Here is a 15,807-nt window from a genome sequence, read left to right on the forward strand (position 1 = left end):
TGCGGCGTGTCGGGGCCGCCAGGCTGTCAAAGGGGGGCGTGAAGCAACAGGCTTCGGCGTTCGTGGAACGAGGGAGCCTAGCGGTCCGTGAGCAGCAGGACGTTCCCGTCGAGGTCCCGGACGGTGAAGAACAAGCACACGTCAGGATCGCCCTCCACCACCGACACACCATGTCCGTTCCTGAGCAAACGATCCCGCATGCCCGTGAGGTCCTCCACCAGGAATCCGCACGTCGCCCAAGCCAGCCCGGGCTCAGCCGCGATCCCGCTGAGGGGACCCATCAGCGTAACTGTGGCACCGCCGTCGCCCGTTAGAACTGCCGACCACTCCGAAACGGTGACAATCCGAAGCAACAGGTGTTCCGAATACCACATGGCTGCCCGGCCCGGATCCGAGACGGGAATGAATGCATTGGAAACAGTAGTCACGCGCGGCCCTTCCTGTGGGGATATTTGGATTGAGAGTAGCCCCCAGCCCTCCCCGTGGCCCAGCAAAGTGCGGAATACTGGAGCCGGAACCACGATTTCCGGCAGGAGAGGACTGCCGTGCGAGGAGGTGGCGAAACGTGAGCGCCGGGAACAACGCCTTCAGGCGGAAGCTCGAACGGGGCGCGGAACTGCGGGCCGTCCGATCGTGGGGCGGCAATGCCGAGGAAGATGCAGAGCTTGAGGCGGCAGAGGCGGAGGAGCGGGAGAAACGCCGCAAGGTGGACGACGCCGCGCGGGTCGAATATTTGATCCGGGATGCCATGAACCAGGGCAAATTCGACAACCTCAAATACGCCGGCAAGCCGATCCCGGGCCTGGGGGAGCACTATGACCCGGACTGGTGGGTCAAAGGTCTGATCCAGCGCGAGCAACTCAGCGGGATCGGCCCGCCAGCCATTCTCCTACGGATCGAAGACGCTGAACTCGACGCGAAGCTGGATCAGCAGTACACGGAGAAACAGGTCCGAGACATTCTTGAGGACTTCAACAAGCGGGTCGTTGAGGCTCGTCGACAGCTCCAGGGTGGGCCGCCAGTGATCACCAAGCTGAGGGATGTTGACGCCGAGCTGGAACGCTGGCGCGGACGACGTGCCGCGGCGGCGCCGCCCGAGCCGGAGCCCGGGGAACCAATCAAACGTACTTGGTGGCAGCGGCTCTGGAACGGCTTCGGCTGATACGAAATCCGGCCCCAGCGTCGGGGATGCGGCTAGGCGAAGCTGTCTTCCTTTGCCTGCTCCGACTCCTTGCGTCCACCCTTGATCAGCGACGACAAGTGCGCCTGCTGCTGGCGGAAGTGGCCGTGGGCCGTGAGGCCAAACTCGTAGGCAGACTCTGCATGCTGGGTGAGGTCCACGCCGGTTACTTCATGTTCGTGGGCCACGCGGAAGCCGATTGTCTTGTCAATAGCGCGGCCGATCAGGAGGGTGCCCAGGCCAGAGAGGGCGATAGTGAGCAGCACGGCAACTGTCTGTGCCACGAGCTGCTGAACGCCGCCGCCGTAAAGGAGGCCACCGGCCACTCCCTCCGTGGGGAAGGCAACAAATCCAAGGGAAAGCGTGCCGATCACGCCGGCGCCGAAGTGCACGCCCACGACGTCAAGGGAATCGTCGAAACCGAACTTGTACTTCAGGTCCACGAACACTGCACAGGCAGCACCGGCAACGAGTCCCAGGCCAAGGGCCGCGAGTGGGGTGATGTTGGCGCAGGAAGGGGTGATGGCTACCAGGCCGGCAACAACGCCGGAGGCCGCGCCCAACGATGTCGGGTGTCCGTGGCGGATCTTCTCCGTGACCAACCAGCTCAGCATCGCAGCGGCAGGAGCCACCAGGGTGTTGACCCAGATCAGGCCTGCCTGCTCAACGGTGGTTGCAGCGCCGCCATTGAAGCCAAACCATCCGAACCAGAGGATTGCTGCGCCGATCATGATGAACGGGACGTTGTGGGGGCGGTGGTTGGGGTCCTTGGCGAATCCGTGACGCTTTCCCACGATCAATGCGAGGACGAAAGCGGCGGTACCTGAACTGACCTCAACTACGGCACCGCCGGCGAAGTCGATCACCTGGCCGAAGATCTGCGTGACGGCTCCGCCGGCGCTCATCAAGCCACCGCCCCAGACCATGTAAGCCAGCGGGCAGTAGACCACGGTTACCCAGATGGGGACGAAGAGCGCCCACGCGCCGAACTTGGCACGGTCGGCGATGGCACCGCTGATGAGCGCCACAGTGATGATGGCGAACGTAGCCGCGAAAACTACCTTGAGGAGGTCAGGCGAACCCATGAGGTCCTGGAGGCCGAAGTGTGCAAAGGGGTTGCCGAACAGGCCCAGGAAGCCGTCGCCGGTGGTCATCGAGTATCCCCACAGGACCCACACCACGCCAACAATGCCCGCAGAGATGAAGCTCATCATGATCATGTTGAGCGCTGCCTTGGCGCGGGTCATGCCGCCGTAGAAAAGGCCAAGGCCCGGAGTCATGAAAAGCACCATTGCCGATGACAACATCAGCCAGACGTGTTGCGCAGAGATCTCCACTGCGTTCCCTTCTGATCAAGCCTGAACGGGCCCGTTGTTGCACGGCCCTCACTACCCCCCGATCAATATTCGGTGAGCTATGTTTCCGACTCAGAAGAGCTAAGTTGCAGGGAAGTTACAGAAACCCCACGTTCGTGAAGATCAGGTGACTGGCATGTTTCAGGGATGTTACCGACGCTTCCCGCGCGGTCATTTTTCGCGAGGCCCTGTTTCGCGCGGTCCTGTTTCGCGAGGCCCTCCCGGGTATCCGCCACGCCTGCTGAAGATGATGATCCCCAAGGCAATCGCCGTGGGCAGCGCCGCGGCCAGCGGCACCAGCTGAGCCCCAACGGTGGTCAGCGCCAAAGCACCGTAACCGGCACCGACGGCGATCCCCAGCTGGATGGTCACTACTGTGAGGCCGTTGGCCGCATCCTTGTGCTCCCCGCCGGCGCGAAGGATCGCCGCCTGGTTGTAGATGCCGATCGCTCCGAAGGAAACACCCCAGGCGACCATCAGCGCGAAAACCCCCACCCATGTGCCGCCCAGAACCGGAAGCAGCGCGAAGGCAAGCAAAAGAAGCCCGACGGCGGTAATCACCGAACGCCGGGGACGGGAATCGGCGGTCAGGCCGGCAATCCAGATCCCGACCAAGCCCGAGATTCCCACCACGGACAGGGAAATGCCAGTGAGGGCTTCGGGCAATCCGGAGGCGAGCAGGAAAGGGGCAACATATGTAAAGAGTGTGAAGTGTGCCAGCAGCAAGAGTGGCCAAGCGGTGGCCACGGCGATCACGCCCGGTAGCTTGAGCGCCGCCCGGATCGACGGCGTCTTGTGGGTACCCGGATCATGCGCAGCAGGCAGGAGCCAGAACGCCAAAACTGCCAACAGGACGCCAACCCCGGCCAGGACCACGAAGGAAACCCGCCATGTCATGAGCGTGCCCATCAGTGTGCCTATTGGAGCCCCGACTGCCAACGCGATGCTGGTTCCGCTGAAGACGACGGCCATGGACTTGCCCACCGAGTGGGCAGGAACGATGCGCGCCACATACGGTGCCATGCTCGACCACAACATGCCATGGGCAATACCGCCCAACAGCCTTGCGACGATGGCCACTTCAAGATTTGGGCTCAATGCCAGCAAGACGTTGCTAAGTGCAAAGGCAAGTACGGTCCCGATCAACAGGGTCTTCCGTGGGACCCGCCCGCCCAGGAGTCGGGACAAGGGAAGGGCGGTGAAGACGATGATTGCTGCATATGCTGCGGTCAGGGAACCTACAGCCGATTCCTCCACACCCAGATCCCGGCTGATCTGGGGAAGCAGCCCGGACGGAAGCAGCTCTGTGGTGACAGCCGTAAAGCCCGCGGCAGCAAGCACCAAAAGGCCGCCCCAAGGGATCTTGTCCGCTGCCCGGGTTTTCGCTGGGCTTGGCTTTGACTTTCCTTGATCGGGTGTCGCGTGCACCTGGGTTTCGACCGCCAAAGGGTCCTGCTTCAAAGATTGCTCCTCATGGATGAATCACGTTTGTGGGCATGTGCGTGAGTAACCCCAACGCTACCCAGCCAGCGGCGCGTGAGGGAGGCTCTGACAGAAACCCCTTTCATGGGGTGCAGAGCAGGCCTCGCAAGATCCCTAGCGAGCGTAGAGTTCCGTGAAATTCCTCAAGACCCGCATCGGTTCCGTCACCGAGGCTTGCTTGGCGGTTTCGATGAGTTCATCAGCAGCGTCCGGCGGGAAATAGCCCGCGTTCTTGTAGATGTTGATCCTGGTGATCAGGCCGTCGACATCCAGTTCGGGGTGGAATTGCGTGGCATAGAGATTCTTCTTGATGCGGAACATGTGCACCGGGCAGGCTGCGGAACTAGCGAGCAACACGGCGTTTCCCGGCAGCTTGCTGCAGGCTTCCTTATGCCCGACGAATGCTTCGAAGGTGTGGGGCAGGCCTTTGAGCAGGGGATCGCGCTCCCCGTCCGCGGTCAATTTAATCTCCGTGGCACCCACCGGTTCACCGTAGCGACGATCAATGATGGCTCCCTGATGAACACCCAGGGTTCCAACTCCGTAGCAGGCACCCAAGAAGGGGAAGTCCTCGGCCACGATGCGATCCAGGAGGGCTGAGAGTTCAGCTTCGACGCGAAGCTGGGCCGGGCTCTTCTCCTCCACAGGGTCGCTGGAGGTGTAGGGACTGCCGCCCACAATCACACCGGAGTATCCGGCCAAGTCAATGGCCGGCAATGGTCCTGACTCGAGCCTGATGCGGACCAATTCCTCAGCCTGGAGCCCGCAGTACCGGAGGTAAGCCTGGTACTCGTCATCCGCTGCCGCGTCTTCGGCGCGCGTGGCCAACAAAAGGAAGGGCTTCACAGGCCAAGTCTGCGGGAGGAACGACTGGCTTTCAAAGTCTTTCTGCCGGCTGGGCCGCGGAAATGGCGCGCAGACCGGGCCCCGTAACGCAGACCCACTCAGCGAGGTGCGGCCGGTGACGTGCTCGGACCAGGGGAAGGCGGGGGAGCCGGAGGGTTGAACGCACCGTTCGGATAGAGGGCGGTGGCCTGCATCATGTAGTTGGCCCACTGCGGGCCGGCGATCATGTAGCCATCCAATGACTTGTAGAACTTTCCGTTAATGGTGACGTTCTGTCCCGCGCGCTGTTGTCCCGCCGTCGTATCCCCAAAGAATGAGGCCGTGGCGAGCCGTGTGGTGAAGCCAGCCACCCAGGTTGCGCCGTTGTTGTTGGAGGTACCGGTCTTGGCCGCGACGGGGACCTGGTTCTGTACCTTGGGTTCGATGTAGACGCCGGATCCGAGCTTGAGGACGTCCTGCAGCACCGCAGTGACCCCACGGGCCACAGCAGGTTTCACCGTCTCCTTGCATTCAGGGGTTTGCGCCGGGTATTTCCTGCCTTGTGAGTCGCTGATGTCGGTGATGGCGATTGGTTTGCAGTAGGTGCCATCGTTGGCGAATGTTGCGTAGGCGCTCGCCAGGACAACAGGAGCGACGCCGATGGACCCCAGGAGGTTGCCGATCTGGTGCATGTTGATCTGGGCGTTGTCCAAGCCGCTGTGCAAACCGACCGCGTCCACCATTTTTTGGATGCCGCAGAAATCCAACTGGGCGGCAGTAGCGAAAGTGGCGGTGTTAATGGAGTTGTAAAGGCCGTAGTTGATGGGCATTGGGCGGTAGTAGCCCTCGTCGTTGTTCTGCAGGTCATCATCCGCGCCGAGGTTTTGGGCCTTCTGCGCAGTGCTGTATCCACCCAGCACCTTGCCGCAGCTGGACCGCCAGGGGAAGCCAACCGGGTAGACCCGGCGGGAAGCATCCACCACGGCAGTGGGCGACTTGCCCTCGTTGAGCCACTCCGCGAAAATGAACGGCTTCATGGTGGAGCCGGGTTGGAAGCCACCGGCACCGTTGAGGTCGTTACCGTTTTCGTCCTTCGCATCCACGTTGAAGTTCAACTGGGTATCGAATTTCCCGTCCTGCGGAACGAACACCGTGTTTTGTGCCATGGACAGTATCTTTCCCGTGCCTGGTTGCACGGTGGTCATCGAAGCACCCCACTTGTCCGGGTTCGCGCCTGCAGAGGCATCCACTTGTACTTGTGCCGCCGCCTGCAACCGGCTGTCCAACGTGGTGGTGATGGTGAGCCCGCCCCGGTAGAGGAGTCGTTCGCGGTCCTCCACGGTTGCGCCGTAGGCCTCATTGTTGAGGATCAGGTGGGACACGTAATCGCAGAAGTAGATGGCAATGGTGGCGCCCGCGCAGCCCTGCAGGGAAGGAGTGATTTTCAGCTCAACGGGGCTGGCGACTGCCGCGTCATGATCTACTTGCGTGATCTTGCCTTGTTCCAACATCCTGTCCAGCACCAGGTTTCGGCGGGCGAACGCTGATTCCGGGGCGGTTGTTGGGTCATAGACGCTGGGTCCGTTCACCAGGCCGGCCAAGAGCGCGGCCTGTGGCAATGTGAGGTCTTTTGCTGATGTGCTGAAGAAGTAGCGTGAAGCAGCTTCGATGCCATACGCGTTCCGGTTGAAGAACACGATGTTCAGGTACCCCTCAAGGATTTGGTCTTTGCTGAAGCGTTTCTCAAGCTCCAACGCCAGCTTGATCTCGCGCAGCTTGTCACCCATGGTCTTGTCCCCGCTGAGCACCACGTCCTCGGGCCGACCCTGCGAGAGGCGGGACTCGTTCAGCACGTTGGTGACGTATTGCTGGGTCAGGGTGGACGCGCCCTGCCGGGTTCCCTTGGTCACGTTGGATGTCAGGGCGCGGATGATCCCTTGCGCATCTACTCCGGGATGTTCGTAAAATCGGCTGTCTTCGATGGCCACGATTGCCTGGCGGATGAAGGGTGACATCTGATCCAGAGGTACCTTCACCCGGTTCTCAGCATAAAACGTGGCGATGTGCTGGCCATCCGCACTGAGCACGGTGCTGGAAAGGGACGGCGAATCAACGTCCAGTTGGCTGGGAAGGCTTTCGTAAAAGCCGATGGAACCGCCCATGGTAGTGCTGGTGAACTGAACCACCGGCACCATGAAGCCGCAGATCAGCACCCCGCAGAGGGCGCTCACGAAGAAAAACCCGAAGATCCTCAGAAGGACCTTGCCAAGACCTAACCGTGGACCCTTGTTCCGCGCCATTTCGTGCCATTCCGTCGAGATGTCAGGCTGAAAAGTAGCTACAGAATACGTCTGCGGACGCCGTCAATCCATGGCTCCGAGGCCGCAAAAAGGTCCCAAATTGGACTCAATCCAGTGGCAGTGTCACCCTCACGGTGGTGCCCCGCCCAACCCCGGAGTCGATCTCGACTGACCCTCCGGCGTCGTGTACGGCAATGGACATGAGCAGCAGGCCGAAGCCGTGGCGGCGGCCGCTGGGGGCGGCGTGGATTTCGAAACCTTTGCCGTTGTCCATGATCGTCAGTTGGATTCCGTGGTAGACGGCGTTGAGGCGGATGGTCAGTTCACTGGCGTCGGCGTAGTTCAGCGTGTTGCTGAAAGTCTCCTGGGCTACGTGGTACAGCAGCGCGGCGGACGCGGAGGAGATCTCGATGCCGTGGTGGGGTGTGTGCCAATGGACGGTCACTCCGGAGCGTCGAAGCGGCGCAGCAAGCCTGTCGATGCATCCTGCGACACCCAGTGCGTGGAAATCCACGGGGTGCTGGTCCTGGATGATGCCCTTGACGGCGATCACCTCGGTTAGCGCTGCTGACTGTTCCATTGGTTCCCCCACATCATTGTGATTCTTGCTGGTTGTTCGTTGCCGAAACCCTGATGGATTGATGGAACGAGGGCTTCGTCTGCTTCCAGCGTGGCGCGCCAAAATCAAGGACTCTGTTTGTTTGGCTCAATTTCCCATCAAGTTTGCGGGGCGGGCTTGCGGATGTGGCACTCTTCATGCGGGGGCGCCCGACGGCGGCACGTGCGTCCCGCCGTCGGGCCCTGTTTGTGGGGTCTAACCTTCCTGTGGAAGCGCCGCGAGCAGCAGCCGGCAGGCGCTGGGGATCGGTTGGATGATCTCGACGGCGGTCGTTTCGGCAAGGCGCCGGGCGGTGGCGCTCAGTGGCCCGCCGGCAATGATGACCGCCTGGGAGCCGTCGTTTTCCGTCGCAGCGCTGACTGCTTCGGCCAACTCGTGGAATTGTCTTTCAGGATCGGCAGCGAGGGCCAGCGGCTCGGACTTCGTCAAACGAACACCAGCAAAGTGCTCCGAAAGTCCATGGGCCGCAACCAGCTTGCCCAAGGCGTCCACCAGCAACGGAGTGCTGGTCGCCATCCCAAAACGACGCAGCTTGCCATCCCGAGCGTGGGCTGCGGCGTGCACAGAGCCTTGACCGATGCCCATCACCGGGATGTCCAGTTCCCCGTCCAGTTGCGCGCGCCCGGGATCACCGATGGCGGCGACGATCACGCCGGCGACCCTGCCGCCGTCGGGCCCTGAAAGGTAGTTTTGCACTGCTTCGTTGACATGCCGGGCCGACTCAGCCAGCGAGACGGGATCCACAATCATGGAAGGTCCAGACGACGCGGTGATACCGACTACCTGGAGACCGTGGGGTTCCAGGGTCTCCTTGGCGAGGTCCACCATCATCGCTGTTGTGCTGCTGTTGGTGTTCGGATTTACCAGGAGGACGATCCGGGCTGACGGCCGGGGAGTATCAGTGTCCATAAATTGCCGCCTCCTCGTCGTTGCCGGGTTCCGAGTCTTCTTCCAGTGGCTTCCCGAAGGTTTCCGGCGGGAATTGAACCACGATTGCCAGGACACAGAAGAGCACGGCCAGGGTGGTGAACATGCCGGGCAGACCCGCTGAGTCAAAGACAGCTCCGGAGATGAGCGGGAAGAGACCGCCGGACAACGAGCCTGCTGCGAGGATAATCGACGTTCCGAAGCCTCGGGTGCGGGTGGGGTAGAGCTCCGGGGCGAACAGCCAGATGGTGGTGTTCAGGATGATGACGGAGAAGTTGAAGAGGACACCGAAGATCACTACCAGCACGATGTCGTTGGCGAGGAAGGCCATGGACAGTCCTGAGAGGCACCCAAGGATGGCGGCAGCCGTGAGAACCTTTTTGCGTGGCAATCGGCTGGCCAAATAGGCAGCGGTGGCCGCGCCCAGCAAAGAGCCCGACTGCATGATGAGGGTGAACCAGAGGCTGGTGTTCACGGCATATCCGCGGGAAACCAGAATGGTGGGCATCAGCGTCAGCATCGAAATCTGGGCGGCGTATGACATGCAGACGGCGATGCAGAGCAGGACAGTGCGCTTGAGGAGCTTACCGCGCAGCGCGTCCTTCCAATGTCCTGACGCCGTGACCACCACGGGGTCTGGCACTGCGGTGATGTAAGTTTCCGGATCGGCTATGCGTCCGGAGAGCTTGTTGCGGGCCAGACGGGTGATGACCATGTTTGCTTCGTCGATCTTGCCCTGGGATGCAAGGAAACGGGGCGTTTCGGGGACAAAGCGTCGAAAGAACATCACCAAAAGGGCGGGGATGAACAGCAAGCCGAACACCCAGCGCCACTTGTCCGGACCATCGAAGAGCGTGAAGACAAGGATGCCAAAGGCAGGTGCAAGCATGTTGCCCAAGCCGGCCGCGGTGACGTTGATGAGTCCGACGGCGGTCCCGCGGTGTTTCGCTGCGAAGAACTCCGCCATCATGATCACGGCCACTGCGATTTCGCCGCCCAGCCCAAAGCCCACCACGAAACGGCCAGCGGCGAGGATGGGGTAGTTGGGGGCAACGGCACAGAGCAACGAACCACCAGCGAAGATGATGAGGTTGATGACCAGCATGTGCCGACGGCCATATTTATCGACGATCAGGCCCGTCGCCAGCCGTCCGAGTGCGGTTGCCGTAAAAGTCATTGTGTTCAGCAAGCCGATCTCGGTGGCCCCAAGACCCCACGACTGGCGCAGGATGGGGCCGGTGATGCCCACGGCGTTTTGCTCGAGGGCATCGAAGAATACCCCCAGCAGGATCATGAAGACGATCTGGCGGTGTGCCCCAGTCACTCCGATCCGCTGGTACGCGCCTTCAATTTGTTTCGCCAGGGATCCGGTCCGCGGTGTTGCAGCCTCCTGGGCAAGGTCTTTTTCCACAGTGCGCTCCTTACTGAGCTCTGAAGGTTCATTCATTGCCACGTGAATGGTTCCATCATGCGGAATGCGAATATCACATGAAGGAATGTGATGTAGATTACGCTTTGGGATACCAAAACGCCACGGTTGGCGCGTAAACAAAATGTGACCGGATGCTCATGGATGGACTGGGCGCGAGTGGCTTCGTGCCCCCTTTGGCCATCCTTGGCCATGGATGCAACTGAATAAGGTTGTTTTCTGGCAATTCCATCGCAAAAAGGGTCGGGAAGCCAAGGGCAGCCAGCGGCTCAACCTCACCAACACGGAAAAGACAAAGCACGCCCCGACGGCAACGTAGTATGCCATCGGGGCGTGCTTGGCTGTGTTTTGGAGGTCTGCGTCAGGTGGAACCTAGCGGCGCCCGCCCCCACCACCAGGACCCTGTGCCTGCGTGTACTGGCCTGCCGTCACAGTTCCCTGCTTGTCCGCTCCGTCAATGGACCCAGTCGTCAGACCAGCCTCCGCATCCGCCTTGCCTCCCGTGTAAACCGTGTACGTCTGGCCCTCGCTGATTGCGGACGAGGAGAACACCAGGGAGGCAATGGTCTTGGTTGTCACGAAGGATGCCACCACAGTCCCCGACGGGTCAACGATGTGCACAGGCGTGCCGGCAGCCACAGAGGAGTTGAACGTTACCTGCACGCCGGACTGAGTGGATGAGGCGGCCGGGGTTACCGCCATGCCCGCACTGCCTGCCGCAGCCACGGTCCCACCCGTGACGGTCAATTCACCGTTGACGTCAAGCGCGCCGTTGCCATCGTTCGTGGGGCCGTTGACCACCACCGTTCCCCCGGAAATCGTCGCATTCCCGTTGGAGTCCAAGCCGTCTCCCTGGGAGTTGATGGTCAAGGTGCCACCGGACACGTCAACGGTGTAGTCGCCGACGGTCTCGCCGCCGCCCATGCCGCCTCCCATATCGCCTGGGCCGGTGCCCGCCCCGGAATCCGCAGAGTTGGAGGACCCGCCCGAGGCGTTCACGCCGTCGTCGTTGGATGTGACGGTGACATCGCCACCGGAGACGGCGATGTGCTGGGCCTCAAGCCCTTCCTCCGACCCGGCCACAGTGACTGTTCCTCCCGTGATGGAGAGGGTGTTGAAGGCCTTGACGCCGTCGTCACCCGCGGTGACCGTCAAGGAGCCCCCGCTGACCAGTAGCCAGCCGCGGTTTGCGTCTGTTTCGTTGTCTGCTTTCACGCCATCTCCGCCGGCTGTCACTTGGTAGGCGCCGTCCAGCAGCACGGTGTAGTCCTTGCCGCGGATGCCATCGTCCTTGGCGTCCACCGTGACTTTGCCGGAGGCCATGACCAGGCCGTCCTTGGAGACGATGCCGTCGTTGTAGTTTCCGTTGACGGTCAACGAACCCGGCCCGGCGATGGTCAGATCCGCCATTGAGAAAAGTGCCGCATTGGGTGCGTCCTCGCCCTGCTCGGCATAGCTCGTGGCGTCGGTCAACGTGTTCGAACTGCCGTCTTCCAAGTAGACGATCGCTTCGTCCGCGCTCTTGACGGAGAACGGCGAACCGGTCGAATTTCCCAGTTCCACACCATCCAGGATGATCCGGACGGTGTCGGAATCGCCTGCGGCCACCACGATCTGGCCGTCGCTCAGCGAGCCGCTCAGGCGGTAGGTTCCGGCCGCGCTGATGGTGACGGTATTGCCGTCCACCACCACGCCAGTGGAGGCCGACGACGTCACTTTGCTGCCGCCGTCGGCCAGGCCGACGGCCACTTCAGACGCAGGGTCCCAGGTGAGGTCATCGCTGTCGAAATGGGTATCTGCCTCAATCGTGGCAGCGGTGACGGTCTGGGCGGAGTCGGAGGTGGACCCGGCTGTGCTGGATGACGAGGTGCTGGAAGAAGTGGAACTGGTGGCGGCGCTTGAGCAGCCGGCCAGTGATACCGCCAAGGCGACGGCGGCAACGGAAAAGTAAGTGCGGAAGGAGCGCATGGTGGATTCCTTAGGGAAGTCTGTGGGTTAGCTGATGGTGGCGGGACGCAGGGGCATCCGGCGTCGGAGGGTTTGATTCCAGCGGTTGGCGGGCAGCCCGGGGTGGAGCGCAGCCATGCCGGTGGCGAACTTGGAGATGCGGCAGGGGCGAACACCGTTCCTCCACAGGTGCTTGTCCAGCGGGCCGGGGGCAGATCCGGACTTCGTCTCAACCACGACGGCGTCGTCCAGGACCCAGGGCTGCCCGTCCGGGCGTTGCCAGGTGACCTCTGAATCGATCGTCGCGCGGCTCCCGGATTCCGGAAGGAAAAGCGTGGTGCGGCGGTAACGGGTGGAGAGAACAGGTTCCAGCGGACCGAAATTCACCCCACCAAGGGTGGCTGCAAGAGCCTCGTTCACGTAGGCCAGGCCTTCCCGCGTGAGCCGGTCGCGGTTGCACAGCTCATAGGGGATGCGCTCCTTGACGGTGGCCTCGCGGGCACCTTCGGTCTTGACCTCCAGGAAGCTCAGCGCGGTGTCCAGGTAGGTCCGGGTGCGGATCTTGAAGCGGCGGCGACGACCATGCGCGGCAAGCATGTAGCTGTCCAGGTCCGGGGTATCGAAGTAGACGGAGTCGTAGGCGAACGTCCGATTTCCGTCCATTTCGAGGACCCGCGCCTCCGTGGTGAAGGTCGACAGGATCCGCCGGGCGGTTGCGGACGGCACCAGATACTTGCGGTCCACCCGCGTCAGTAGCGCGGCTTCGGTGGTGAGTTCTTCAAGCCCGACGGCGGGTAGCTGGCTGAGCTGCGGAATGACCGCTTCTGCGTCGAAGTGCTTCATGCGACACCCGCCGAAGTGGGCACGGGTTGCTGTGGGTGACTTGCCGGCGGCTGGGTGGCGGGCAGTTCCTCGGGTGCCGGCGTGAGTGCGCCTGCAGGCTGGTCGAAGCCGAGCGGGCCCTGCGAAGCAGCGTGGTCCTGGGAAACAGCGTGGCCCTGTGAATCAGCGTGGTCCTGTGGAACAGCGTGGGTTTGACTCACGCGGGAGGACCGTACGGCATACCGGACATCCACGATCGTTTTGTCGTTCACCAGGTCCAGCTCCTGGATGGTGGCCGAGTGGACCGTGCCATCGAGGACTTCCTCAAGCCGGGCGTGGAGTTCGTGTTCGTTGTTGATGGCCCGGTCCAGGACCACGGTCTGGTGCCTGTAAGCGGGGAGGACCCTGGGGTTGTCACCGACGAACATGACCAGGAGGACCATGCCCATGAGGGACAACGTCAGCCAAAGTGGTTCTACGCCGATGCCTGCGATCAGCCCCAGCGCCAGCGCTGAGAAGTAGTAGGCCACCTCGTGCTGCGCGAGTTCCGTGGATCGCAGGCGGATGATTGACAGAACACCGAACAGCCCCAAGCCGAGCCCAATCCCGGCTGCTGAGCCGGACAAGGCCGTCGCAACTGCCAGGACCCCAACGTTCATGCCCAGGTAGGAAACTACAAGGTCACGACGCCGGTGCCGGCGGAGGTAGAGGGCGAACGTGAGGACAGTGATGGCGGCGAGGTCCGCTGCTATAAGGACGATGGTGTTCATCGGATTCTCCGGAATCTGTTGGTTGGCTGGTCTCCACGATTCCCGGTCCTGCTGTGCTGAAACTGTGCCGGGACCAAGGCTGGGATATGCGTTTCGACGTCGGCTGGTTCCGGTGTGCCGGCCAAGGTTGTGCCGGCCTTGCGGGCGAAGAGGAATCGCTGCTGCACGGCGAAGCTCACGCCCAGCAAAGCCATCTCCGTGACGAGCTTGGCCAGCAAATCCGGAACAGCAACGGAGGTGAGGGCCCACATGATCGAGTAGTTGGCGGATAGCAAGATGACAACGAGCGCCATATATCCTGCGGCGGTGGAACGCAGTGATCTTTCCGTGCCGTGATCGAAGACCAGCTGTCGGTTGACCAGGAAGTTCACAGCCGAGCTGATCATCCTGGCTCCGACCACTGCCAGAAGGAGCGAATCCGTAAGCGCGCTGAGGATCAGGAAGGCCACCGTATCCACCAGGAATGCCGAGAAGGACGAACCCAGGAACTTCAACAGCGGTGCGTAGATTCTGATGGAATCGGCCACAGGCCTGAAATGCGAGCCCGAGTTGTTATCCAGGTACACCGTTGCGATGTCCACGGAGTCAATGGCGTATCCGGCCTGCTTCGCCTCCAGCAACAGGTTCAGCTCGTACTCGTACCGTTGGCCGCGGACAGTCAGCAACCAGGGGAGCATGTCCGCCCGGTAGCCACGCAGGCCCGTTTGCGTGTCGGCCATCCGTTGGCCGGTAGCGAGCCGGAACAGCCAGCGCGTAACCGTGTTGCCGAACTTACTGCGTGCAGGAACGTCGCCTGAAAAGTTCCGGCATCCCAGAACCATGGTGGCCGTAACTCGGCCCACCCTGTCCGCGACCGCAAGGATATCCGCGACACCATGTTGGCCATCGCTGTCGGCACACACCACGTCGTTGCCGGGGAATTCAGCCGCAATGAAGGCGAAACCACTCTTGAGGGCATGCCCTTTGCCGCCGTTGACTGCGTAGCTGAGCACGTGGCACCCAAGCCGGGCGGCGTCGTCGAACACGTCTTTGAAGTCGGGTCCGGAACCATCGTCCACCACCACGATCCTCAGCCACGGATCGGCTTCCTGGATGGTGCGGACGAGGTTGATGAGCTGGTGGTCCGGCTCGTAGGCCGGGATCAGGACAATCATGACGACTGGGCGATGTAGAGGATGTCGGAGGTACCGCGCTCTTTGTTGTCGCCGAGCGGATTGTTCACCAGCGCACCGTTGAAGTACATGGTTGATGAGCCGCCGCCGTCGATGTTGTACGCCGTGGTGGCGCCAAGGTCCTTCATGATCTGTGCGAGGCCGGTCATGGTGACGCCTGCGGAATAGCCCGGGCTGCGGCCATCCACCACCACAAACACGAGATGGTTCCCGTCGATGACTCCCACGGCCGTCCGCGGTTGCTCGCCCTGGATGGAGTGGTTGCCGAAATTCGTATCGACCTCAACATCCTCGATGCCCGAGGCGATCTCGCCATTGTCCAGCAAGGAAGGCCCAAACGAGAGCGTGTTCCACACCCCATCCGCTAGGAGCTGATCAGCCGACGTGGTGGTCTCGTCGTATACCTTGACGGTGCCGTCCTTGTAGAACGCCAGACCCTGGCGTGCGCCTTCGTCCCGGTACACCACGCCGTTGCGGATCACGATGCCCGTATCCCGGAAACCGTAGTAGTCGCCGTTGATGGCGAAAATGGCGTTGTGGTCCTGCGCGATCGCGGACGTGGTCTCCGTGATGTTCTCGCCGTAGGTGTCTTCGGCAAAGGCAGACTTCAGCGTCGTCGCGTCATCAAGCACGACGTCGGCCACATAGTAGGTGACCGTGTTGTCGCCGCTGCCCGTGGTCACAGTCGAGATGGTGACGCCGGTGTCGCCGGACGTGTACGAGGTATCCGTGACCACTGCGCTCGCCGACGTTTCAGCGGAGGTGGATTCCGGCGTCGTGCCTGTATCTGTTGTGCCCGCCTGGCTCGCTTCGTATTCCGAGACGTTGGTGATTTGGGCGTGGGGAATGACGAAACGGTCCAACGCCCAGGCCGTGGCACCCCCGGCAGAGAGAGTGACCGCCAGGACGGCGGAGACGACGGCGCGCCGGGTCCGGCTGCCCTTACGGTTTTCGGTCTGTTGAGGAGTCATGCCTCATT

The 15,807-nt window shown here is 62.0% G+C and carries 14 protein-coding genes; 1 reads left to right on the top strand and 13 read right to left on the bottom strand.

The annotated features are described in order from the left end of the window. Positions 1-77: 77 nt before the first annotated feature. Positions 78-428: a VOC family protein gene (locus AC6I97_RS06280; RefSeq protein WP_497944414.1), complete on the bottom strand. Its 351-nt coding sequence runs from the start codon at positions 426-428 to the stop codon at positions 78-80. 137 nt (positions 429-565) lie between these two features. On the opposite strand from AC6I97_RS06280, the gene AC6I97_RS06285 reads away from it, so the two are divergent. Continuing rightward, positions 566-1,162, top strand: a complete 597-nt coding sequence (locus AC6I97_RS06285; RefSeq protein WP_497944415.1) for a DnaJ family domain-containing protein — start codon at positions 566-568, stop codon at positions 1,160-1,162. A 32-nt stretch (positions 1,163-1,194) separates the two neighbouring features. Here the strand turns inward: AC6I97_RS06285 and AC6I97_RS06290 are convergent, their stop codons facing one another. The 12 genes from AC6I97_RS06290 to AC6I97_RS06345 all read right to left on the bottom strand — a co-directional run bounded on the left by AC6I97_RS06290 (position 1,195) and on the right by AC6I97_RS06345 (position 15,799). Next, on the bottom strand, positions 1,195-2,517 hold the full coding sequence (locus tag AC6I97_RS06290) for an ammonium transporter (protein ID WP_224088915.1): 1,323 nt from the start codon (positions 2,515-2,517) through the stop codon (positions 1,195-1,197). Between the two features lie 189 nt (positions 2,518-2,706). Next, positions 2,707-3,963: an MFS transporter gene (locus tag AC6I97_RS06295; RefSeq protein WP_497946954.1), complete on the bottom strand. Its 1,257-nt coding sequence runs from the start codon at positions 3,961-3,963 to the stop codon at positions 2,707-2,709. A gap of 168 nt (positions 3,964-4,131) precedes the next feature. Beyond that, positions 4,132-4,863: a glutamine amidotransferase gene (locus AC6I97_RS06300; RefSeq protein WP_224165349.1), complete on the bottom strand. Its 732-nt coding sequence runs from the start codon at positions 4,861-4,863 to the stop codon at positions 4,132-4,134. A gap of 98 nt (positions 4,864-4,961) precedes the next feature. Then, positions 4,962-7,142: a transglycosylase domain-containing protein gene (locus tag AC6I97_RS06305; RefSeq protein WP_497944416.1), complete on the bottom strand. Its 2,181-nt coding sequence runs from the start codon at positions 7,140-7,142 to the stop codon at positions 4,962-4,964. 106 nt (positions 7,143-7,248) lie between these two features. Beyond that, positions 7,249-7,722 (bottom strand): sensor histidine kinase, encoded by a 474-nt coding sequence (locus AC6I97_RS06310; protein ID WP_224088909.1) that lies wholly within the window; start codon positions 7,720-7,722, stop codon positions 7,249-7,251. Positions 7,723-7,956: 234 nt separating this feature from the next. Beyond that, a complete protein-coding gene (locus tag AC6I97_RS06315) occupies positions 7,957-8,670 on the bottom strand; it encodes an aspartate/glutamate racemase family protein (protein WP_224088907.1) in 714 nt (237 codons plus the stop codon). Next, complete coding sequence (locus AC6I97_RS06320) at positions 8,660-10,099, bottom strand: MFS transporter (RefSeq protein ID WP_497944417.1); 1,440 nt, start codon at positions 10,097-10,099, stop codon at positions 8,660-8,662. Before AC6I97_RS06320 ends, AC6I97_RS06315 begins: the two co-directional genes overlap by 11 nt. 390 nt (positions 10,100-10,489) lie before the next feature. Then, complete coding sequence (locus AC6I97_RS06325) at positions 10,490-12,085, bottom strand: carbohydrate-binding domain-containing protein (protein ID WP_497944418.1); 1,596 nt, start codon at positions 12,083-12,085, stop codon at positions 10,490-10,492. A 27-nt stretch (positions 12,086-12,112) separates the two neighbouring features. Further along, positions 12,113-12,907: a polyphosphate polymerase domain-containing protein gene (locus tag AC6I97_RS06330; RefSeq protein WP_497944419.1), complete on the bottom strand. Its 795-nt coding sequence runs from the start codon at positions 12,905-12,907 to the stop codon at positions 12,113-12,115. Further along, positions 12,904-13,656 (bottom strand): DUF4956 domain-containing protein, encoded by a 753-nt coding sequence (locus tag AC6I97_RS06335; RefSeq protein ID WP_497944420.1) that lies wholly within the window; start codon positions 13,654-13,656, stop codon positions 12,904-12,906. Before AC6I97_RS06335 ends, AC6I97_RS06330 begins: the two co-directional genes overlap by 4 nt. Next, the gene (locus AC6I97_RS06340; RefSeq protein ID WP_497944421.1) at positions 13,653-14,810 is read right to left on the bottom strand and encodes a GtrA family protein; all 1,158 of its coding nucleotides are present in this window, start codon (positions 14,808-14,810) and stop codon (positions 13,653-13,655) included. Before AC6I97_RS06340 ends, AC6I97_RS06335 begins: the two co-directional genes overlap by 4 nt. Then, positions 14,807-15,799, bottom strand: coding sequence for a phosphodiester glycosidase family protein (locus AC6I97_RS06345; protein WP_497944422.1), 993 nt, complete (start codon positions 15,797-15,799; stop codon positions 14,807-14,809). Before AC6I97_RS06345 ends, AC6I97_RS06340 begins: the two co-directional genes overlap by 4 nt. Positions 15,800-15,807 lie beyond the last annotated feature (8 nt).

It is taken from the genome of Arthrobacter sp. TmtSoilC48 (assembly GCF_059739425.1).

Excerpts from the sequence above, each read along its gene's own strand:
- AC6I97_RS06305 (WP_497944416.1), bottom strand. The coding sequence starts at position 7,142 with ATGGCGCGGAACAAGGGTCCACGGTTAGGTCTTGGCAAGGTCCTTCTG.
- AC6I97_RS06310 (WP_224088909.1), bottom strand. The coding sequence starts at position 7,722 with ATGGAACAGTCAGCAGCGCTAACCGAGGTGATCGCCGTCAAGGGCATC.
- AC6I97_RS06315 (WP_224088907.1), bottom strand. The coding sequence starts at position 8,670 with ATGGACACTGATACTCCCCGGCCGTCAGCCCGGATCGTCCTCCTGGTA.
- AC6I97_RS06325 (WP_497944418.1), bottom strand. The coding sequence starts at position 12,085 with ATGCGCTCCTTCCGCACTTACTTTTCCGTTGCCGCCGTCGCCTTGGCG.
- AC6I97_RS06330 (WP_497944419.1), bottom strand. The coding sequence starts at position 12,907 with ATGAAGCACTTCGACGCAGAAGCGGTCATTCCGCAGCTCAGCCAGCTA.
- AC6I97_RS06335 (WP_497944420.1), bottom strand. The coding sequence starts at position 13,656 with ATGAACACCATCGTCCTTATAGCAGCGGACCTCGCCGCCATCACTGTC.
- AC6I97_RS06340 (WP_497944421.1), bottom strand. The coding sequence starts at position 14,810 with ATGATTGTCCTGATCCCGGCCTACGAGCCGGACCACCAGCTCATCAAC.
- AC6I97_RS06345 (WP_497944422.1), bottom strand. The coding sequence starts at position 15,799 with ATGACTCCTCAACAGACCGAAAACCGTAAGGGCAGCCGGACCCGGCGC.